This window comes from Bacillus sp. NPDC057893 (genome assembly GCF_042796455.1).
Taxonomy (GTDB): Bacteria; Bacillota; Bacilli; order Bacillales; family Bacillaceae_G; genus Bacillus_A.
On the sequence record NZ_JBHVNG010000002.1, the window covers coordinates 466,164 to 487,901 of the forward strand.

A 21,738-nucleotide genomic window follows, 5' to 3' on the forward strand; every position below is an offset into this window, starting at 1 on the left:
CAGCCTTTAATAGATTAATAATCTATCAACCTTCTAATAATAATGATTTTGGATCTTCAAGCATATCTTTAACAGCAACAAGGAAGCTAACTGCTTCTTTACCATCAACAATACGGTGATCGTAAGATAGTGCAAGGTACATCATTGGACGGTTTTCCATACGCTCGTTATCGATCGCAACTGGACGTACTTGGATTTTATGCATCCCTAGAATACCTACTTGTGGACTATTTAGGATTGGTGTCGACATTAGAGAACCGAACACGCCACCGTTTGTAATCGTAAATGTACCACCTTGTAGATCTTTTAATGAAAGTTTATTATCGCGTGCTTTCAGACCTAAATTACGAATCTCGCTTTCAATTTCAGCGAAGTTCAATTGGTTAGCATCGCGTACAACTGGAACAACTAATCCATCTGGAGCTGCTACTGCAATACCGATATCATAGAATTTTTTAATGATAAGCTCGTCGCCTTGAATTTCAGCATTTAATAATGGGAATTGTTTTAATGCTGCAACAACTGCTTTTGTGAAGAATGACATAAAGCCAAGACGTACATCATGTTTTTTCTCGAAAGCATCTTTGCGTTCTTTACGTAATTCCATGATTGCACTCATATCAACTTCGTTAAATGTAGTTAACATTGCAGATGTTTGTTGAACTTCTACAAGACGTTTTGCAATTGTTTGACGGCGGCGGGACATTTTCACACGCTCAACTGGTTTTTCGAATTCAGTTTTTGCAACTGGAGCCGGACTTTGTTTTGGAGCAGCTGGTGCTTCTTTTGGAGCTGCAGCGTGAGCTTGTACATCATGTGGTCTCACACGTCCAAGTGGATCTGTGCTACGTACGTCGTTTAAGTCGATTCCTAATTCACGAGCCATTTTGCGAGCAGCTGGTGATGCGATAGGACGATTTGTATTTGGTAAACCTTGCAACGCTTTATTTTGTTCAGCACTTGGAGCTGCTGCTTTCGGTGCTTCAGTAGTTTCTTGTTTTGGTTGCTCATTAGCTGGAGCAGGTGTACTTACTGCAACTGCTGCGCCGTTTGCATCTAAAATTGCGATAGTAGCGCCAACTTCAACTGTATCTCCAGGTTCGCCTAGTAACTTCGATACAATACCTGAATCTTCTGCAATGATTTCTACATTGACTTTGTCAGTCTCAAGCTCAACAACGCTGCCACCTTTCTCAACTTTGTCGCCTACGTTGATAAGCCATTGTGAAATAGTTCCTTCTGAAATAGATTCTGCAAGCTCAGGTACTTTAATTTCGATCATTTTAAATGTCCTCCCCTTATTTGCCTAACGGTGTGTTTTGTCTTCTTTAATCTTCGGTAATCTCCATTTGTTAGCCCGGCTGTGGCAGATTATCTGCCACAGCTGAGCCTGAAAAACTCATTGTTACTTTCAGTTGCTGAAAACTTCAATTTCTTGTTTATCTTGACGGAAGTTGTACTTCACATCTAAAGCGTGTGCAACGATTAATTCTTGCTCAGCTTTGTGAGCGAATGGATCGCCACCAGATGGGCTAGAACGATCCGGGCGTCCAATGTAACCTGTTCTCACTTTATCCCCAGCTAGTTCGAACAGAATTGGAGCCATGTAATGCCATGCGCCCATATTACGAGGTTCTTCTTGAACCCAAATGATTTCTTCTAAGTTTTTAAAGCGTTTAATAATAGATTGAACTTTTTCAGCAGGGAATGGGTACAACTGCTCGATACGAACCATATGAACTTCATCTAGGCTGTACTCATGCTTACCACTCTCGATTTCTGCTGCTAAGTCAATTGCCATTTTACCTGTACTTAAAACAAGGCGTTTTACTTTGTTTGGTTTCGCAACAAGGTTTCCTTGTTCTAAAGCAGGTTGGAAACGTCCTTCACTTAACTCACTACCTGTAGAAAGTGTAAGTGGGTGACGTAATAAGCTTTTCGGCGTCATAATTACTAATGGTCGAACCGCCTCTGTTCCTAAGATAGATGCTTGACGGCGCAAGATATGGAAGTATTGTGCTGCGCTCGTTAAGTTTGCAACTGTCCAGTTGTTCTCCGCAGCTAATTGTAAGAAACGCTCTGGACGTGCACTAGAATGCTCCGGTCCTTGACCTTCATAACCGTGTGGTAATAGAAGAACTAGACCTGATTTTTGACCCCATTTCGCTCTTCCTGCTGAAACATATTGATCAAATAATGCTTGCGCAGTATTTGAGAAGTCACCATATTGAGCTTCCCACATCACAAGAGTTTCTGGAGCAAATACGTTGTAACCATATTCGTAACCAACAACAGCAGCTTCTGATAACGGACTGTTATGAACAGAGAATGATGCGTTAATGTTCGGTAAACGATGTAATGGTGAATATGTTTCGTTTGTATCAGTATCGTGTAATACGATATGACGATGCGCAAATGTACCACGCTGTGAATCTTGACCAGTTAAACGAATTGGCGTACCTTCTTGCAAAATAGAAGCGAATGCTAAAGATTCAGCAAGTGCCCATTCAATTTTACCGTTCTCTTCCAGAGCATCTTTACGGCGCTCAAGAATTTTCTTCACTTTTGGATATACGTTAAAGCCTTCAGGCCAAGATAATAGTCCTTCATTAATTGCACGAAGCGAGTCAATTGAAACACCAGTGTCAATTGGCTGGATTCCTTTTGCAACAACCTCTGGAACTTTAACGTGAATTGTTGCAGCACTCGTATCAGCTGGTGGCACTTGTGCGTATTCAGCCTTTAATTCCTCTTGCATAAACTGAGTAATTGTTTCGACCTCATCTGCATTCAGAACACCAGCAGATTGTAATTGATCTGCATAAATTGCTCTTACAGTTGGGTGATTTTTAATTTTTTTGTACACTTGTGGTTGCGTAACTGCTGGATCATCCATTTCGTTATGACCATATCGGCGGTAACCGATTAAATCGATTAAGAAGTCCTTTTTGAACAGCGTACGATATTGGATCGCAAGGTTTGCAGCAGCAAGACAAGCTTCCGGATCATCAGCATTCACGTGAACAATCGGAATATCGAAACCTTTTGCAAGGTCACTTGAATATTTAGTAGAACGAGAATCATAGCTATCAGTCGTAAAGCCGACTGCATTATTTGCGATAACATGAATAGTTCCGCCAGTTTGGTATGCATTCAATCTACTTAAGTTCAATGTTTCAGACACAACACCTTGACCAGGGAATGCAGCATCACCATGAACTAAAATTACGAATGACTTTGTAGTATCTTGTTCTGGAAGACCAGATTTTTTACGATTCTCTTGAGCTGCACGTGCGAAACCTTCAACAACAGGGTTAACGAACTCAAGATGACTCGGGTTATTTGCTAATGTAACACGGGTGCTAACTTCTTCATTACCAACGACTTGTTCTCTACCTAAATGGTATTTCACGTCGCCAGTCCAGCCAGCATTTGCCACTGCGCCTTCTATTTTTGCATGTTTGAACTCAGCAAACATGTGACCATATGGCTTTTCTAGTACGTGAGCGAGTACGCTTAGACGACCACGGTGAGCCATACCAATCATGACATCTTCAACGCCGCCTTTAGCACCTTCTGAAACAATTTCATCTAGTACAGGTACAAGCATATCAACGCCCTCTATTGAGAAACGTTTTTGACCAACGAATGTTTTATGCAAGAATTGCTCGAAACCTTCAACAGCAGTTAAACGTTTTAAAAGAGCAGTTCGTTTTTTATTTGATAATGGTTGACGCAATGAATTTGATTCCACCATTTGATGCAACCACGCGCGTTCTTCACTATCTTGTATATGTGAGAATTCATAAGCTAAAGATTTTGTATAAACGTCTTTCAATCCATGAATTACATCAAGTGCAGTGTGAATACCCTCTGGTGCATCTTGCCATACTGTTTTAGCTGGAATCGCTTTCAAATCAGCATCGCTCAGTTCGTTCATTGTTTTCTCGATAAGAGATTGCCCATTTGCAGCATCTTCCATCGGATTGATGTGAGCCAACGTATGCCCGAAAGAACGAATCTGTTCAACAAGTTGAACGACTTTAAGAATCTTTTCAATGTTCCCTGTGTTTTGAGGAGAAAAATGTGTTGCTGTGTTGTCCCCTGTTACGACATCATCTTGAAACGAAGGAGCTCCAAAAATTTCAAAAAGCTCTTGTAATTCCGGATCAACAGAACCTGCTCCAGTTACGTAAAGATCATACTGTTCAATAACATAACCAAGGTTCGGACCATGGAACTTGGCCCAAGGGTTTGTCGTTGTATTCTTCCTCGTCATTTGTTTAAACCTCCCAATGCATATAATCCTTTTCCTATCCAAAAAGGTGCATTTTGCTCTTTTTCAATAATTGATGAAATAATAATTAATGTAAATGTTTTTCTTTACTCTTATGTTATTACAATAATTTACATAATACCAAACACTATTACTTATCTGTTTTGTAAAAAAACATTCACAATAACTTATCACCCAAGTTAATCTTTCATGTTATAAAGTAATTTTACAGAAAAATGGGGTGGATATATTTGGTATACCTACATTAATAACTATAATTGTTGAATTTAAATATAAGTATAACTATCAGAATGTTTCGATAAAATTCAGTTCGAATTATGTATATTGAAATAATAAGCGCTTTCATTGATATTATACAACAATATAACGGAATATAGTATAAAAAATAAAAAATTATGAATTTACCATAAACTTTATATCGATAGTGTTAAATATTGAAAGGAAAATGAAGGATTTCTACAAAAAAAGTGGCTATACATAAAAAATGCTTCATAAACCGTTAGTTTCTATAAATATGGCGAAAAACAACGTAAAAATAATAGCGCACATCACCCAATAAAGAGAAGAATGAAATATTTTAAAAGGATAAAACAAATATGGAGATATTAAATTTTCACAAAAGCGGGGAGGAAATATAGTAACGGCTATATACATTGTTCCATGTTTCATTTCAAAATAGACGTGCTGAATTTGAAAAAATTTCTTCTATATAAATAGAATGCATAATAATTCGAAAGAATGTAAAGGAACCTTGACGTAAAGCTCCCTTTACATATATACTCGATATAAGGGAGGAGGGAGAATTTTCCTTGGAAAATAAAATGGTCGAATACCGAAAAAAATTTGGACTATCTCAAGAAAAATTGGCTGAGAAACTTGGAGTTTCCAGACAAACCATTATCTCGATTGAAAAGGGGAAATATGATCCATCACTTCCGTTAGCATTTGAAATTGCAAAAGCATTTCAGACAACGATAGAACATGTATTTATTTATGAGGGAAAAGAAGAGGAGGAATAGAGATGAATTATTCACAAAAGTACTTTGTAATTATGGGAATTATCTTTTTAATTATGAGTGGAACTATGATATTAGCAGGTATAATGACGCATTCTGCACCGCCAATTCCAACCTATACAGTACTTGCAATGATGATCATGTGTTTCTGCCTAAGCTACTTGCACCCGCAATTTAAAGAAAAAGATGAGCGAATGAAACTCATTCGTTACAAAGGAATGTTCTTCAGTTTTTTTGCGCTAACAGCATACTATCTTCTTTTCTCGATTGGCTTAAACTTAAAAGTAATTACACTATCTGCGGTTGAACTATTGAACATATTAATGGCACTTACGATGAGTACAGTCTTTATATCGTTTGTTGTTTTATCGAAAAGATATTAAGATGTAAGAGAGAAAGGAAGATTAACATATGCAAATGATGTACGCTTTTGGCATGGGGCTTGTTTTATTTTTAGCGGTGTTCCTATTTATTCGTAAAGACGTTCAAGGTGGGACGTTAACGAAACGAGGATTTTATAAAATGATCGGCTGTTTAGTTGTTATGTTTATAGCGATTATTGTAATGATCGTTTTAATAAATCAGTCACTATAGAACTTAAAAACGGAACCTTACTTTTGTAAGGTTTTTCTTTTTGAAAATAAAACTAAAAATTACCATAAAATCCATTTACTATCTATATCTTGTATTATATAATCCGATAAAATGATGAATGAGGAGACTAGTATATGAATAAAAAAGCTATCTTCTTTATAGTAATATGTCTACTACTTATAGCTAGTATTACTTATATAATATGTAACAAACGAGAACATGTACCACCTATATTAGTATGGGAGGGCCAGGAATACTACATTACGAATGAACCTGCCAAAGCAAAAAAGGTCGGGCAAAAACTTGGCGAAGTGACGAAGAAAATTGAAACAAGCAAACAGCCTACTAAAGATAGTGAATCCAACAGATTACAAGAAAAAACAGAAGTATTTGAAATGATTTTAGAAGAAGAGGATGAAAGACCGCCCATACTCGTAAAAGAACCTAATAGTGAAGAATATAGAGTAGCAAGGCCGATGTTAAAACAAGTACTATAATGAAAAGGAGATTCATATGCAGACAGTAACCTCATATCCGTGGTCGTTAAGAAAAACATTTGTCTTTTTCCTTTGCTTTATCCTGCTGCCTATTGGTGCCGTTTACATTTTGATGAATAGAGAGGCGCTACAAAAGAGAGATTTCATTTTATATTTATTATTTGCTGCTGTTAATATATCAATGTGGTTATCACTTATGATTTTTGATCGGAGCATATGAATAAGAGATAAACCGGCAATCTTAAAGTTGCTGGTTTTTATTTTGATATTTATAATGAAGAAACAAATTTTTAATAGAGAGTAGTGAGAGTTATGAGATGGAAAGCAGGAACTTTTGAAAAAATAGAAACGAATGATACATCTATTGAGCAGTTTATACATACATTCAAAGAACAAAACCTAAATGGTGGACCAGTTATAAGTTGTTTTAAAGTACATAACGAAAATTTTTTCAAAGAAATACCGCGTGGAGAAGATGGACACAAGCATTTTTTCAGAAGAATCTTTAACTCTTTAGATATAATCAATAACTTAGAAGAGTTAAAAATACATACATCAGAAAAATATAAGTGTCGTTTTAAAGAGCGTCAGGCAGTTATGCTTGATGGTAGTATTGCCGCTCAAATTTTGTGGGACGGAGCATATGTAGAATTTCAAGAACGACCGGTTGTCGCCAAGCAATTAGCGGTTAATGTATGTCAATACATGTTCCAAGATCGATATGAGGATATTAAAGCATTCGAAAGCTACCGTCCTTGGACAGATTGGTTTTACGGTATTGCATGGGATGCTACTTGGATGGTGTTAGATAGTAAGGATCATAAACTGTGGTTTATTTGTGTTACAGGTACAGATTGATGAAGAAAGCTTTGTAGAAATACTACAAGGCTTTTTCGTTTTCCTATAAGGAATAGAAAACAAATCATATAAATTCTATACTAAAAAATGTTTGTAATGTCAGTTTCATACTATTATATAGTGATGACTTACTAGAAAAGATAAGAGGAGAATGAACGTGAAAAAGATAAAGAAATTATTGCTGTTAATGATGGTAGTAGGATTAACAGTTGGTGTTCTAGCGGGATGTGCAAATCCCAAAGATACTGCTAAAGAATTTTTAACAGCAATACAAAAAGGTGACTTAGAAAAAGCTCGTACATTTGTTGAAAGTGACAAAGAGTTTAGTAAACTAAATGAAAAAACAGATGATGCGGACGGAAAAGCAATGCTAAGCGCAATTACGAAAAACTTTAAATTTGAAAAAATAGAAGAAGTATCAAAAAAGGATGACAAAGCAGAAGTTAAAGTGAAAGTTACATCTGTTGATCTATCTGTTGCCGTAACAAAAGCAATGGGAGAAGTTATGCCAATGGCCTTCGCTAGTGCCTTTAGCGAAAATAAAGAGCAATCTGAAAAAGAGATAGAAAAACTAATGACATCGACAATTATCAAAAACTTATCTGATAAAGAGGCAGCAATGGCAACTCGCGAAGTTACATTGAACTTAAAGAAAGACAAAGATGGCGACTACAAAATTGTTGCTGATGACAACCTACAAGAATTGTTATTTGCTAATGCGAAGTCTTTGGAGAAGATGTTTGGTGGGAAGTGATTGACTGGCAAGATTTTTAGTTTTTATAAGAAGTAACTTGGATAAAAAGAGACACCATATCACCTAATAGGTTGATATGGTGTTTTTTTATGACCCCGGAGAGATTCGAACTCACGACCTCCACCCTGTCAAGATTTGGAAGTGAATATGGGGTATCATTATATGTATAATTGTTGATAATTCAACTTTTCCGATAACTCTATTAACACAATTATACATATTTGATTGACACCCTACAAGAGATTTTAACAACAATATTTAAAATGATAACCAATAGGATGTCGCTTTCCATTCTTTAAATAATATTGAATCGTATTACGTGGAATGTTTAAATTTCGACCCGCCTCGGAGATAGATTGGAACATAATTTCTTCATTTTCATTCATCGCAACAATTTGTTTTTGTTGTTTTCGATATGCCATTTCCCAATTTTCTTTTTGGAGAAGAACCACACAATTTTCAAGCGAATATATTTTTCCACATTTTAAATCTTTGTCCAAATGATAGTCATGATTATATAGTAAATGTCCATTGAGCATTCGGTTATCAATATCATAAACGAAGTTATCAAAATCATGCCAACGTTCATCAACCGTAACACCTTTAGCACCATAATATTTGTAATTTCCGTTTGTTTTGCAATAACATCTATCCCTCATATTCTTCCATGTTTGATATAATGGATGTTTCTTTTTATTCATTTCCATTCCTCCGAAATTTGACCGTTCAGATTCAGCTGTATCGTATTTTAAAATCATTTTAATGTTATTTATCATGAATACATTAAAATCCAATACTCGTCCGTTTGATATATTTAAATCAATCAACGTATTTAAAACGATATCCAGAGCTATGTGTATTACATTTTCTTAAATAATTGTAAACATTTTGGTCTGTCATATTAAATTTTCTTCCAACATCAGCAATAGAATGGAATTCAATTTTTTCAGACCCCCTAATGGCTACAATCAATCGTTTGCTGTCTTTACTTTGGTTTATACTCCTTTTGAATCGGGCGCACGATTGGCACAATGGCAACGTTTCATTTGTAATATACACATGATATGTTTTTTCGCATGTATCATTGCAGTCAACGTTACAACATTTTGTTGTAATTTTAGACCGTACACCTGAAATTGCTCCTATAGAAACAATTTCAAAACCACATAAATTCATATTGTTAATCATTATTTCAATCGACATTTTGCTTGATGTTTCCAACAAATCATTTTGTTTAGCGTATTTCACATTTGGGATGTGTAGCACCATTTCTTCTTTTTTTTCTAAAATCCAATGTTCTGGGGTTTTATATGTTTCAACGATTGGTGATAATTTTTCCATTTCGATCTTCTCCATTTCATAATTTGTTTTTTTATTGACCGTCAACTCATGGAGTCAACGGTCATGATTTATATTAAGCAACCGATTTTTCTATATCTTCTACCGTTTGAATTGCCTTTTTGATTTTTGCAACGATTGATTCAATATCCGAACTGTCATGTTCATGTACTAAAGGCACATGCTCATCAACCGCATCCATAGAAAATAAAACGTCCATATCATAAAGCCCATTGTTTTTTGCAAGTAATAATACGTTGATTCTTCCAAACTTTTTGTGCATGATTAACTGCAATCCTTTACCGAACGCAACACCTTCAAAATTTAAACCTTCACGACCCATTAATACATCAAGCACATCTGAAAGCTCGTCCACTCGTTTTTGTGTTTTCTTTGTTAATTTTGTCATTTTTATTTTCTCCTTTTGGTTTCATATAATTGTATTTTCATAGTATCCACCAACCCGCTAAGGTCGGTGGTCATGTATTTTAGAAATCTGGCATAGTATCGTTTTGAATATCAAGTGGTGCTGGCGGTGCTGGCGGTAACGCTGATGATATTTCTGTATTTTCAGTCTTTTTTACGGACTTTCGTGTACGTTTTTTAGCAGTTTTTTTGGATTTCGTTTCTTTTTGTAATTCTGCAATCACTTCTTCACGAATTTTTTGTTTGTATCGTTCAGCATTTTGTTCACGTTCACGCTTCCACATTTCTTTCTGTTCCAACTTTGCAAGCACCAATTCATCAATGTTATTGCAAATACGAATCATGTTATTCACGATTGTTTTTGCTTTCACACGTTTAATTTTATCAAGGAAGACCAAACCGATATGTCGTCCATTTTCGTCACGCAATCCACTTCTGTAAAATTCTGTGTCAAGAACATATTGACCATTTTCAACCCAAATGTTGAATGTAATATCATCATTTGCATCGACGTATAAAGAAGCATTGCGATAAGCGCTCACCAGATAGTCCATTTTTTCAAGTTCTAAGAAAAATGCCATTTCCTTAAATGCTTTCATTTGTCCTTCGTATTTTCTTTCCAATTTTGCTTCCATCACTTCTAAATTTTTCATATTAACCTATCTCCATTTCATTTTTCGTTTTATTTTTTGTGATTTCGTCTATCACACAACTTTTATATTGATGTAGTAAAAAATGTAAGGCAGCCAAATAGACTTTTCTCATTTTTATTTTTCTTTCATATAATGTATCGTTTGATGTTTGTTTTTTCTTTACACGGTTATTATAGTGAGACGGATTTAATCGTAAAGTGGAAAATGTGGCGAAATTGTGAACAAGTATGCACTATCCACTTTGAGACGAGTCTCTTCATATATAAGTGCAAATACACAACAATAACAGAACATACATTCCGTAATTGTGATATAATGGAATAAATTGAAAAAGGGGTGTTTGCGATGCTAATCAAATTTTTCGAACCAGAACACGCTCAAATGTTTTTAGATGGGAATTTGTATTTCAAAAATACAGGATATTTTATCGACTTAGAAAAAAAGCATGGTAATAAAGGGATTGGCGATAAACATGAAGGTTCTTTTTTCAGACATTTTGACCCAGCAACACAGGAAATTCGTATTGGCATTGAAGGTGGGCAAATGCACAAAATGAATGTGAAAAAAGCATTTTTTACGGAAAGATATGTAGAAACCCGTCAATTTCAGTTAACTTGCTTTACTGGTATTGCTGAAGAAGAAGATATGGAACAAGTTGATGAAAATACAAAAAAAATAAAAGATGAAATAATAGCACGTTTAATAAAAGAATTTCCTGGTAGAATACCAGTATTAATAACGGATGAAAAAGCATTTTTTGATAGGTTAGACAATGCTTTGAAAGAAAAAAATATTCATGCTTGTCATGGTCGTGTTAAGTATTTTGATGAACATGTAGAATCGCCTTTAAAAGAAGAAGATTATCGAAAAGATATTACACAAGCATTCTTTTATAAAAAAAACTTTTTTAAATCACAAAAGGAATATCGCATTATAACTTCACATCCTGTAGAGGGCGATTCATTGACAGTAAATCTTGGTGATTTAAATGAATGTGTTATTAGCTTGGAAAACATTGATAATTTGAAACACCTTACGTTGCAAAAGGTAAAAAAAGAAGAAGTGGAATCATGAACAAATCAACCATAATTGTTAGTTAAAGGACTACAAACAAAAAGGACACGATTATACAGTGTCCTTTTCACTTCATTTCTTTTATCATTTCCATGCGTTCTATCCGTCGAGCTTCGCGCTCCTGTTCTTGCCTTATGGTTTCATCATCCTTATGAAACAAATCGTCCCACACGGTCATAGCCATCATTATTATGACCGACACGAATAATAGGATCGTTGTTATTCGTTCTTTCATTTTTTATTCCGTTCTTGATACAATCGTTCGTCACGTTCAACTATGGCAATCATATCACGTATCAATTCAGGTGTTTCTACTAGCACATATACTTGATACTTTGGGTTATTACGATTCCTCATAGTATGATGGAGGTCATGCCCACGCTTGATTAATTCAATTGCTAACGATTTTTTGTACAGGTTCTTCAGTCTCGGTTTCTCCTTCATTTGTAATTCCTCCATTTTTTATTCATATAAATCTGGTCTGTATTTCAATCGCAATACCTTCAATTCTTCTTTTTTCTTTTCTAAATCAGATTTCAAGAATATGCTTGTACAACCCAGCTTCTTGACGGGAACTATCTTTCCATTTCGAATCATGTGTGACAATCTTGCTCGTGATATTTCTAAGTATTCAATTGCTTCTGGAGTGGTATAAACATTGTCGTGTACCCACTGACGTATATCTATAGGTTGCATTATATATTCGGTCATGTTGTTGCACCTCTCAAGATGTCCTCAATCTGTTCCGCAGCCACATCATTGAACAATCTTATTACATTCAATAGGTCGCAACACTGTGTTTCTTCGAATATTTCCGCTATCAAACTAGCATCTTCTAACAATCCCAATTTCGTATAGAACTCCATCGTTTGCATTCCTAAGTATTGGTCTTGATGTACATAGAATAAAGTCGTTAAAGCTCCTATTGCACTGTGAACATTTTGTCTTTTCATTTTAAAATACCTACTAATTTATTCCATTTTCTATATTGTAATACATTTAGAATGATTCTTAAATAATAATCGAAAAAATTTTCGTGGCTAAGTTTACATCGCAAAACTTCTCAATATAATAGCGGTGTTATGTAAAAACGACACGAAAAAATTTTAAACAACACGGACATTAAACGCCCAAGAGTTTGAGAGTCTATTAATAGAAATTTAAACTTTGTCCGTTTACTGTCCCATAGACGGAGGATATATAAAATGAAAAAAAATTACATTACAGATGTTATCAGCAAAGAAAATGTGGAAGATATTTTGAAACCAGGATTCAGCTTAGTTGCCTCTCCCACAGGAACAGGCAAATCAACATTTATCATCGAGGAACTAATCAAACCTATGTTTAAAAACAAGCAATATGGTTTCGGTGATTGTAGTAAATATCACAGTTTTGCGAGTGCAAATTCATTGTTGCTATCTAATCGAACGGCGGTACGAATTAAGACTGCGGAAGATGTAATACAACTTTATAAACAAATCGAAGCGTACGATTCCAAAAGTGTTGATGTAAGCAGTTATCAAAAGGTATCAACAACCAAAGATACAATCATGGCAATCGACGAAGCGGACGTTATCATATGTGATGAGTCGCATTACTTTATTTCAGACGCATGGAATCTTACTACAGTATTAATCATGGCAAAACTTACTGAAGTAGCGAAAACAAAGCCTGTAATTCTGTTTACCGCAACACCACAATTAATTCTTGAGCACTTCAAATTTAGAAGCATCAAACCGAATCCATTTTTGGACTACCGCAAAGAATTGGGATGGGAACATAGAATGAACTTTATTTGTTCCAACAAACCATTAAAAGAAATCTTGAAGGACATTCCTAAAGATGAAAAATGGTTGGTATTTGTAGAAGATGTAAAGGCACGAGGAATGATTGCAAATTTATGTGAAGAACTGAAAGAAGAAGGATATGACGTAGAATATTATCACTCTATGTGGATCCAACCACGTGATGGTATATTCCGTGGCCTGAAAGATGAAGAGATGCAAGGGAAAATCGGATTATTGGTACAGGATAAACGATTTGCAACTCAAGGAGCACTTGCAAATAAAGCAATTGATAATGGCATTGATTTAAAGGACAAGGACTTGAAACATATCATCCTTTTGAATCAATTCGACCATATACAAATACAACAGATGGTAGGTCGCAAGCGCTTTGACGTAGACGACGAGGACGACAGATTAACTGTATGGTTCACAACTGAGAGTAAAGGAATTTTAAGCAAAACTTTAACGAAATTAAACGACTCAATCGACATTTGCATTAAGTACAACAATTATCATGATGAAATGTTTGATATGTTCAGAGATTCCACCATAAAGGAATTTGAAATGAACAAAGCATCATACAACGATGAAAAATTGGAAGAGATAACATTGGAGAAAGTGTACAAGATGTTCTTGGCAAGATATGAAGACGAGGAAATGTATGAAAGAATTGCAAAATTAAAATTGAATCGTCATTACTTACAAAATGAGCATTATGTGGGATTACTGATATTCCAAAGAAAGTACATCATTCCATTATTGATAGAGAATCATGTGGAAGAAAAAGATATAACAGGCGATTGGAAGATTGTTAAGAAAAAAGACATTGTACGCAACTATCAAATTCTCGTGCGAGAACTGTTCGACCGTCCATCTAAAATTGAATGGTCGAGTAGTTACGATAACACGAAACAAGAGTTTACCAATCGTGTAGCAAATGAATTACAACCGTATTTAGAATCTCTTGAAGGTGTGCAACTTATGAATGAAACAAAGCATGAATTTGAAGCGCAAATCAGTTATTACTATGGTGCATCAAAGAAAAGTGATAGATTAGCAAGTTTAACAAACATTAAGAAGTTCATACATGAACATGGTTTTACAGTTGATGACACACGCAAAACGATTGATAAAAAGAAAGTAACAATCTGGACGATTAAAAAAATATAAACATCGGACACCAGACGGACAATAATTTATGACATATTAATAAGTTGATTGAATTACGTCCGTTTACTGTCCGTAACAAAACTATGAAAATCAAAGGAGAAATTACAATGAAAAAAATTGAAGATAACATTTGGCACGCATTTGGCGAACCATTAAAGGTTGGTTTTGAAACATATTTAACAGCAAAAGCAAAGGTTGATTTAAATCCGATTAGGAGCATTTTTGAAGTATTAGGCATTTTGGCGAAATATCCGCAATTATTATTAAATCCGAGAATGACTTTATGCGAGGATGATTTCGTACAGACATTTCATCAAATGGTATTCAGCGCAATCAAGGATATTGTTTGTAAAGACAATTCGATTCAACGGTTAACATATGTAGACATTGACAATCATCTATCGACCGATGATGAATTGTATGAACTATGGTTAAATTGCAATGGTATTGATTACATGCGAGATGCAATTGAATTATCCAATAAACACACATTTAAAATACATTATCGTGAACTAAAGAAACATACGTTAATGCAACACTTTGCGTGTGCTGGTATTGATATAAGCAGTGTACATGATTACTTACAAACTGATATACCGTTATTATCGAGAAGCAACAACCGTGTTAGAGCTTTAACTTATGAAGAGTTGGAAAGCGAATTAATACCATTGGGCAAAGGCAATGATGATATGCAACAGTTACTATCTGACCAACAACAATTAATCGACACGCATATATCTATATTAATGAAGCGTAAACAGGAGTTACAGTCATTACAAGATAAATTAAAATAATTAGTAGAATACTATGGTTCCTTTTTCGTTCATATTAAATATAAAGAATGCAAGAATAGCAAGAAATGAAATAACAGCCCCCTACCGAAAAAGAAAAAACTAAGGGGAACGAAAGGACAGAAGGGTGGGAGAAAACTAAAAAATCCAGCCCCGAACTTTAAAAAATTCGAGAAAATGACGGTTTTTGAACATGGAAAATTGCGTAGAACCGCACCACTGATGGGTTTCCATCCCCAACTTTAATAAAAAACATGCGATTTTTACGTCATTTTTATGCGTTTTTTATGCAAAAAACTATAGAAAATTGCGTGTTTTTTAACGAAAAATTTAAAGTTTTTTAATACTCTAATAAGACAAGTTTTATTAACACTTTTTCATCTTTTAGCTATTTTTTCATCAACATAATTTGGAGTATTGAAGATTGAGCAAACCTAAATCATGAAAGCGCTTTTTTGCAAGAATTTTAGCATACTGTTATAATTAAACAGTTGTTATTCCCATAGATTAGGAGGATATTAGAATGAATCCGTTACAAGGCTATTATGTTGAGATTGACACTAAAAAACGTACAGCCAAAGTTGTTCACGTGCCCCTTGGATTTAATTTCAAGGCCATGTTAGAATACCAACTTGGAGCATGGACTGAAGAAGTGATGAGTGTAAAGGGTGTTAAAATCGCTGTTGTTTGGAACGATACCATAAAAGGAAAATATAGAACCTTAAAAGTATCGAATGAAGGGAAAGAAATGTTTGGAAAGGTCTTTCTGATAGAGAAATCTGATAATGATTACATAACCACATCTAAGGAAATTGCTGAAGAAGCTGAGAAGTTATGGAAACAAACACTTCTTTCACTTAAAGCTCAGGACGAAGATGAAGAATAAATAAGCTGCCATCCTATTGGGTGGTTTTTTACATTGTCTCTAATTATACTTTAACTTACTTTTCAATAATCTGGCCTCTTTAGTTGAATTTATAAACGTTCTACAAATTAACTAATAGTTGTTTCGGTAGTTTATAAAGTTCTCAATTCTGATAGCACCACATAGTATATCGTTCTTTACTTAATTTATTATTCTCTTTCATAATCTTCAATACTATTTGGAAATGGATATGGTAAAATTTAATATTATAAATATAATTTTTTCTGGGAAATTTACGGGGGTGACAATTTGTAATGAACAAAAACAAAATGACTGAACGTGATATTTGTACAAAATATATTACACCAGCAATTGTGAGCGCTGGATGGGATTTACATAGACAAATACGAGAAGAATATCAAATAACAGATGGCAGAATCATTGTAAGGGGAAGTCTTGTCACAAGGGGAACTAAAAAAAGAGCCGATTATGTATTATTTTATAAAGCAAATCTGCCTATTGCAGTAATTGAAGCTAAGGATAATAAACATTCAATTGGTCATGGAATTCAACAAGCGATTGGTTATGGTGAGATGTTGAAGGTGCCTTTTGTATATTCTTCAAATGGTGATGGCTTTCTTGAGCATGACCGATTAACAGGTAAAGAACGACAAATAAGTTTAGATGAATTTCCAAGTCCAGATCAATTGTGGAATCGTTATAAACAACATAACAATATTGATAGTCAAGAAGAGGAGCTAATTACAGAACCGTATTATTTTCGACTTGGTGACAAAACGCCTCGATATTATCAAATGAACGCAATTAATGAAACGATTAAGAGTGTGGCAAAAGGTCAAAATAGAATATTGTTAGTCATGGCAACAGGGACAGGAAAGACATATACCGCTTTCCAAATTATCCATCGTTTATGGAAAGCAAGAAAAGCAAAACGAATTCTTTTCCTTGCAGATCGGAATATCCTAATTGACCAAACAATGAATCAAGATTTTAAGCCATTTAAGTCTGTAATGACAAAAATTAAAAATCGTAAAATAGATACAAGCTATGAAGTTTATTTAGGACTGTACCAAGCAATAACAGGTCCTAATGAAGAGGATAAAATTTATAAGCAAGTTCCTCCTTCTTTTTTTGATTTGATTGTAATTGACGAGTGCCATCGTGGTTCTGCAAAAGAGGATTCACAATGGAGAGAAATTATTGAATACTTTTCAGATGCTGTACAAGTTGGACTCACAGCAACACCAAAAGAAACGGAGGATGTTTCTAATATTGGCTATTTTGGAGAGCCAGTATACACTTATTCACTCAAAGAAGGAATTGAGGACGGATTCCTTGCTCCTTACAAGGTATATCGCTACGGGTTTGATAAAGATTTAATGGGTTTTAGACCTAAAAAGGGACAACTTGATAAAGATGGGAAAATTATTGAAGACCGTATTTATAATACAATGGATTTTGATACAAATTTAGTATTAGAAAAACGAACAGAATTAGTTGCAAAAGTTATTTCAGATTTTCTTAAAAAGCAAGATAGATTTATGAAAACGATAGTTTTTTGTATTGATATTGAACATGCTGAACGTATGCGTGAAGCATTAGTAAATGAAAATAGTGATTTAGTAAAAGAAGATTCACGATATGTCATGAAAATTACAGGTGATGATAACGAAGGTAAAGCGCAATTAGATAATTTTATAGATCCGAATAGCAAGTACCCAACTATTGTAACAACATCAAAGTTGCTTACAACAGGTGTAGATGCAAAAACTTGTAAGGTTGTAGCTATTGATTCACGAATTGAATCTATGATTGAGTTTAAGCAGATTCTTGGTCGTGGTACAAGAATCAATGAGAAACATGATAAATTGTATTTTAATTTACTAGATTTCCGAGACGTTTCCAATAAATTTGCTGACCCTGATTTCGATGGAGATCCTATTCCTGTTGATAATGGTGATGATGAAAGCGGAGAGAATGGAAAAAGTGGTCAAGGAAAAGGCGGAAGAACAGGTAATGATGGAAATGATGATGACAATGACAGTGGAGAAGGTACAGAACTGAGAAGAAAGATATATGTAAATGATGTTGAAGTAATATTGTTACATGAACGAGTTCAGTACTATGATAAAGACGGTAAGTTAGTAACGGAATCGCTTAGAGATTATTCTAAACGTAATATAAAGGAAGAGTTTGCCGACTTAAATGAGTTTCTAAGACGTTGGAATTCCGAAGAACGAAAAGAAGCAATCATTGAGGAATTAAAGGAACATGGTGTTATTTTAGATGCGTTGCGTGAAGAAACAGGTCTAAATGAAGTTGATGATTTTGACTTGATTTGTCATATAGCATACGATATGAAGCCATTGACTAGAAAAGAACGAGCTAATAATGTGAAAAAACGAAATTATTTCGGTAAGTATTCAGAAGTAGCACAAAAGGTGTTAGAAAATCTCTTAGAAAAGTACATGAATGAAGGAGTCTATAACTTAGAAGATGCTAAAGTTTTAAGACTTGAACCATTCTGTGAAATTGGAAAACCAAAAGACTTGATACAAGCTTTTGGTGGGAGAAATGGTTGGCATGCAGCTATAAAAGAGCTAGAAAAAGAGCTATTTGACATTAGTTAAGTTGATAATTGGGACGCATGTTAATTTGAAACGTGCGTTCTTATTTTTTTAAGTTTGGGATATAGTCTTTATGTTATACTTTACATATTGATAAATGGAGGTTAGATGGAATGTCAATTACAAATTTCGTGAAATCTATACAAGATATAATGAGACAAGACCCTGGTGTCGATGGAGACGCTCAGCGAATTTCTCAATTAGTTTGGATGCTATTCCTAAAAATATATGATGCTAAGGAAGAAGAAGAGTGGGAAGTATTTGAAGACGATTATGTTTCAATCATCCCCGAAGGTTTGAAATGGCGTGAATGGGCAAAAGCGGATGAAGAAACTGGACAAGCTATGACAGGTAATGAGCTTGTTGAGTTCATCAATGAAAAGTTATTTCCTACTTTAAAAGAGTTAGTAATTGACGGACAAACTGAAGAACGTGCAGCTATTGTTAAATATGTCTTTGAAGATGCGTACAATTATATGAAGAATGGTACGTTAACTCGTCAAGTACTCGATGTTATTGATAGCATTGATTTTGGCTCTTATGAAGAACGCCATGCTTTTAATGATATTTATGAAACTATTTTGAAAGACTTACAAAGTGCCGGTAATGCTGGAGAATACTATACACCACGTGCTGTTACAGAGTTTATTGTTGAAATGTTAGATCCAAAAGTAGGAGAAACGTTTGCTGACTTTGCATGTGGAACAGGTGGATTTCTAACATGTGCTTTAGAACACATGAAAAAGCAGCCTGAGTATAAACTTACAGGTGGAGAAGAGGAAGTATTTAGTGGGCTAATTGGAATTGAAAAGAAACCAATGCCACATTTACTAGCAGTAACGAACCTGATTCTTCATGGTGTAGATGCTCCTAAAATTAGGCGTGATAATTCACTTGAAATTGATACTCGTGATATTTCCGATGAACAAAAGGTTAATAAAATTGGAATGAATCCCCCATTTGGCGGAGTAGAAGAAAAGTCTGTCCAAATGAACTTTAAAAAGGAGTTTCAAAATTCTGAAACAGCAGATTTATTTATGGTTCTCATTATGGAACGTTTAAAAGAAAATGGTAAAGCTGGTGTAGTGTTACCTGATGGTTTTTTATTTGGAACAGAAGGTGTAAAACGTAATATTAAAGAGAAATTACTTCGAGAGTTTAACCTTCATACTATTATTCGATTACCAAATGGTGTTTTTGCGCCGTACGCCAAAAGCGTTCAAACTAATTTACTGTTTTTTGATAAAACAGGACCAACCAATGAAGTATGGTTTTTTGAACATCCTTTACCAGAGGGATATAAAAACTATAGTAAAACTAAACCTATACGGTTAGAAGAATTCGATGTTGAACGTTTATGGTGGAATGATCGAAAAGAAAATCAATTTGCTTGGAAATTAAATGTTGAGGATATAAAGAATAACAATTTTAACTTGGATGTAAAGAATCCTAATAGTAAAAAAGAAGAAGATGTATATGACATAAATAAAATTCTGCTCAAGATTGAATCATCTCAGAAGCAGGTTTTATCCTTAACTCAGCAAATTAAGGAGTTAATCGAATCATGAAACTAGGAGAAGTTTTATCATTAGCAAAAAATAATATAGTTCATATAGAAGATAATCTTAAATATGTTATAGCAGGTGTGCAAACCTACGGAAAAGGGATAGTAAATAAAAGAGAAGTATTTGGTAAAGATTTAACAATGAAAAAGTACCAATTAATTGAACAAAATCAATTAATGTGGTGCAAAGTAGATACAAAAAATGGTGGATTTGGAGTAACTAAAAAAGAACATGTTGGTTCACTAGCATCATCAAATATGGCGTTAGCAAACATCAATTTAGAAAAATCTAATCCAGAATTTATTCAGTTATTATTCAGAAATGATTATTTTATTGAATATATTAATAAATTATCTTCAGGTACTACCAATAGAAAATATTTAAAGGCAAAAGATGTTTTAAGTGTTATTGAAATACCTGAAATGACATTAAATGAACAAAACTTATTTATAAAAAGATATAATGCTTTATTTAATAAGTATCAACAAATTGAGGAAGAACTTTCTAATCAAAAAACATACATTGATATACTAAAAAAGCAAATTCTTCAAAATGCTATAAGTGGCACTCTTGTTAATCAGGATGATAATGATGAGCCTGCTATAAAGTTTCTTGAAAAAATAATGCAAGAGACTTTCAAAAGTAATAAAAATCCTAATCAAAAAATAAAAATTTCAGAAGAAGAAAAAGCTTTTAAGCTGCCCAAAGGTTGGGCATGGTGTAAATTAGGGCAAATTTCAAACATTTCCTCTGGCAGCACTCCGTTAAAGTCTAACCCTTTTTATTATGAAAATGGAAATATTGGGTGGTGTACAAGTAGTGTTACAGGTGAAGAATTTGTTTATCAGCCTAATAATTATATTACCGAATTGGCTGTTAAAGAATGTAATCTGAAATTGTATCCACCAGGTACGTTAGTTATGGCAATGTACGGACAAGGTAAAACTAGAGGACAAACAACTGAACTCTTAATTGAAACCACTCTAAATCAAGCGTGTGCTGGAATTGAATTATTGAATAAAAGTGATGTTCATAAAGACTATGTAAAAATATGTTTGAAAGAAACTTATAGTAAAATTAGGGATAAGGCTGTAGGAGGAAACCAACCTAATTTAAATGGCAGTAAAATTAAAAATATTTTAATTCCGCTTCCTCCTTTAAATGAACAAAAGCGTATATCTGAAAAGGTAAATGAGTTAATGGAAATATGCGGAGATTTGGAACAAGGTATAGAACATTCATTAAAAGAAAATAAAAAATTAATGAAAGCTGTGTTACAAGAAGCTTTTACAGTAAAAGAAGAAGTTTTAAATTAATTCGAGATCCATTCATTTTGCATGATAGAAAATATATCGTGTTGAAATGAATGGATTTTTCTTATTGTTAGTGTTGTGAATTCGATAAG

Annotated in this window: 22 protein-coding genes and 1 pseudogene; 14 read left to right on the top strand and 9 right to left on the bottom strand. The window is 34.2% G+C overall.

The genetic code is table 11. The features are described from left to right. Positions 1-25: 25 nt before the first annotated feature. Both odhB and odhA read right to left on the bottom strand, forming a co-directional pair. Positions 26-1,282, bottom strand: coding sequence for a 2-oxoglutarate dehydrogenase complex dihydrolipoyllysine-residue succinyltransferase (odhB, locus tag ACFVQC_RS11025; RefSeq protein WP_377898361.1), 1,257 nt, complete (start codon positions 1,280-1,282; stop codon positions 26-28). 129 nt (positions 1,283-1,411) lie between these two features. Then, positions 1,412-4,279 (bottom strand): 2-oxoglutarate dehydrogenase E1 component, encoded by a 2,868-nt coding sequence (odhA, locus tag ACFVQC_RS11030; RefSeq protein ID WP_377898362.1) that lies wholly within the window; start codon positions 4,277-4,279, stop codon positions 1,412-1,414. Between the two features lie 827 nt (positions 4,280-5,106). On the opposite strand from odhA, the gene ACFVQC_RS11035 reads away from it, so the two are divergent. The 7 genes and pseudogenes from ACFVQC_RS11035 (at position 5,107) to ACFVQC_RS11065 (ending at position 8,016) form a co-directional block, all read left to right on the top strand. Next, the gene (locus tag ACFVQC_RS11035) at positions 5,107-5,316 is read left to right on the top strand and encodes a helix-turn-helix transcriptional regulator (RefSeq protein WP_002158820.1); all 210 of its coding nucleotides are present in this window, start codon (positions 5,107-5,109) and stop codon (positions 5,314-5,316) included. 2 nt (positions 5,317-5,318) lie between these two features. Beyond that, positions 5,319-5,696 (top strand): hypothetical protein, encoded by a 378-nt coding sequence (locus ACFVQC_RS11040; RefSeq protein WP_002117153.1) that lies wholly within the window; start codon positions 5,319-5,321, stop codon positions 5,694-5,696. 28 nt (positions 5,697-5,724) lie between these two features. After that, complete coding sequence (locus tag ACFVQC_RS11045) at positions 5,725-5,907, top strand: DUF3976 domain-containing protein (RefSeq protein ID WP_002086895.1); 183 nt, start codon at positions 5,725-5,727, stop codon at positions 5,905-5,907. A 134-nt stretch (positions 5,908-6,041) separates the two neighbouring features. Next, entirely contained in the window at positions 6,042-6,404 is a 363-nt protein-coding gene (locus tag ACFVQC_RS11050) for a hypothetical protein (protein WP_377898363.1), read from the top strand. A 16-nt stretch (positions 6,405-6,420) separates the two neighbouring features. After that, positions 6,421-6,621: pseudogene (locus ACFVQC_RS11055) on the top strand (hypothetical protein); the annotation flags it as partial. A 95-nt stretch (positions 6,622-6,716) separates the two neighbouring features. Next, the gene (locus ACFVQC_RS11060; RefSeq protein ID WP_377898364.1) at positions 6,717-7,262 is read left to right on the top strand and encodes a hypothetical protein; all 546 of its coding nucleotides are present in this window, start codon (positions 6,717-6,719) and stop codon (positions 7,260-7,262) included. Positions 7,263-7,419: 157 nt separating this feature from the next. Next, on the top strand, positions 7,420-8,016 hold the full coding sequence (locus ACFVQC_RS11065) for a hypothetical protein (protein WP_377898365.1): 597 nt from the start codon (positions 7,420-7,422) through the stop codon (positions 8,014-8,016). Between the two features lie 245 nt (positions 8,017-8,261). On the opposite strand, the gene ACFVQC_RS11070 is transcribed toward ACFVQC_RS11065, so the two are convergent. The 4 genes from ACFVQC_RS11070 to ACFVQC_RS11085 form a co-directional block, all read right to left on the bottom strand. Continuing rightward, positions 8,262-8,717, bottom strand: a complete 456-nt coding sequence (locus tag ACFVQC_RS11070) for a hypothetical protein (protein WP_377898366.1) — start codon at positions 8,715-8,717, stop codon at positions 8,262-8,264. Between the two features lie 118 nt (positions 8,718-8,835). Continuing rightward, positions 8,836-9,357 (bottom strand): hypothetical protein, encoded by a 522-nt coding sequence (locus tag ACFVQC_RS11075; protein ID WP_257145016.1) that lies wholly within the window; start codon positions 9,355-9,357, stop codon positions 8,836-8,838. 73 nt (positions 9,358-9,430) lie between these two features. After that, on the bottom strand, positions 9,431-9,763 hold the full coding sequence (locus tag ACFVQC_RS11080; protein WP_098987380.1) for a hypothetical protein: 333 nt from the start codon (positions 9,761-9,763) through the stop codon (positions 9,431-9,433). Between the two features lie 79 nt (positions 9,764-9,842). Continuing rightward, positions 9,843-10,433 carry a hypothetical protein gene (locus tag ACFVQC_RS11085; protein WP_377898367.1) on the bottom strand — a complete coding sequence of 197 codons (591 nt, stop codon included), beginning with the start codon at positions 10,431-10,433 and terminating at the stop codon, positions 9,843-9,845. Positions 10,434-10,778: 345 nt separating this feature from the next. Between ACFVQC_RS11085 and ACFVQC_RS11090 the strand changes: the two genes are divergently transcribed. Further along, positions 10,779-11,507 carry a hypothetical protein gene (locus tag ACFVQC_RS11090; protein ID WP_098987382.1) on the top strand — a complete coding sequence of 243 codons (729 nt, stop codon included), beginning with the start codon at positions 10,779-10,781 and terminating at the stop codon, positions 11,505-11,507. Between the two features lie 231 nt (positions 11,508-11,738). Here ACFVQC_RS11090 and ACFVQC_RS11095 read toward each other — a convergent pair whose 3' ends face one another. The 3 genes from ACFVQC_RS11095 to ACFVQC_RS11105 are packed head-to-tail and all read right to left on the bottom strand — an operon-like array spanning position 11,739 to position 12,460. Beyond that, the gene (locus ACFVQC_RS11095; RefSeq protein ID WP_098987384.1) at positions 11,739-11,951 is read right to left on the bottom strand and encodes a hypothetical protein; all 213 of its coding nucleotides are present in this window, start codon (positions 11,949-11,951) and stop codon (positions 11,739-11,741) included. Positions 11,952-11,969: 18 nt separating this feature from the next. Beyond that, positions 11,970-12,218, bottom strand: coding sequence for a helix-turn-helix domain-containing protein (locus ACFVQC_RS11100; protein WP_098987385.1), 249 nt, complete (start codon positions 12,216-12,218; stop codon positions 11,970-11,972). Continuing rightward, positions 12,215-12,460 carry a hypothetical protein gene (locus ACFVQC_RS11105; RefSeq protein ID WP_098987386.1) on the bottom strand — a complete coding sequence of 82 codons (246 nt, stop codon included), beginning with the start codon at positions 12,458-12,460 and terminating at the stop codon, positions 12,215-12,217. The genes ACFVQC_RS11100 and ACFVQC_RS11105 overlap by 4 nt, the downstream gene beginning before the upstream one ends. Before the next feature lie 252 nt (positions 12,461-12,712). Here ACFVQC_RS11105 and ACFVQC_RS11110 point away from each other — a divergent pair, with 252 nt between their 5' ends. From ACFVQC_RS11110 to ACFVQC_RS11135, 6 genes are all read left to right on the top strand, one after another. Beyond that, complete coding sequence (locus tag ACFVQC_RS11110; RefSeq protein WP_377898368.1) at positions 12,713-14,464, top strand: DEAD/DEAH box helicase family protein; 1,752 nt, start codon at positions 12,713-12,715, stop codon at positions 14,462-14,464. Between the two features lie 107 nt (positions 14,465-14,571). Next, complete coding sequence (locus ACFVQC_RS11115; RefSeq protein ID WP_377898369.1) at positions 14,572-15,258, top strand: hypothetical protein; 687 nt, start codon at positions 14,572-14,574, stop codon at positions 15,256-15,258. Positions 15,259-15,778: 520 nt separating this feature from the next. Next, on the top strand, positions 15,779-16,141 hold the full coding sequence (locus ACFVQC_RS11120) for a hypothetical protein (RefSeq protein ID WP_377898370.1): 363 nt from the start codon (positions 15,779-15,781) through the stop codon (positions 16,139-16,141). Between the two features lie 293 nt (positions 16,142-16,434). Further along, positions 16,435-18,771 carry an EcoAI/FtnUII family type I restriction enzme subunit R gene (gene hsdR, locus ACFVQC_RS11125; RefSeq protein ID WP_377898371.1) on the top strand — a complete coding sequence of 779 codons (2,337 nt, stop codon included), beginning with the start codon at positions 16,435-16,437 and terminating at the stop codon, positions 18,769-18,771. A gap of 110 nt (positions 18,772-18,881) precedes the next feature. Next, positions 18,882-20,336, top strand: coding sequence for a class I SAM-dependent DNA methyltransferase (locus ACFVQC_RS11130; RefSeq protein WP_377898372.1), 1,455 nt, complete (start codon positions 18,882-18,884; stop codon positions 20,334-20,336). Further along, entirely contained in the window at positions 20,333-21,649 is a 1,317-nt protein-coding gene (locus ACFVQC_RS11135; RefSeq protein WP_377898373.1) for a restriction endonuclease subunit S, read from the top strand. Before ACFVQC_RS11130 ends, ACFVQC_RS11135 begins: the two co-directional genes overlap by 4 nt. Positions 21,650-21,738: the final 89 nt, after the last annotated feature.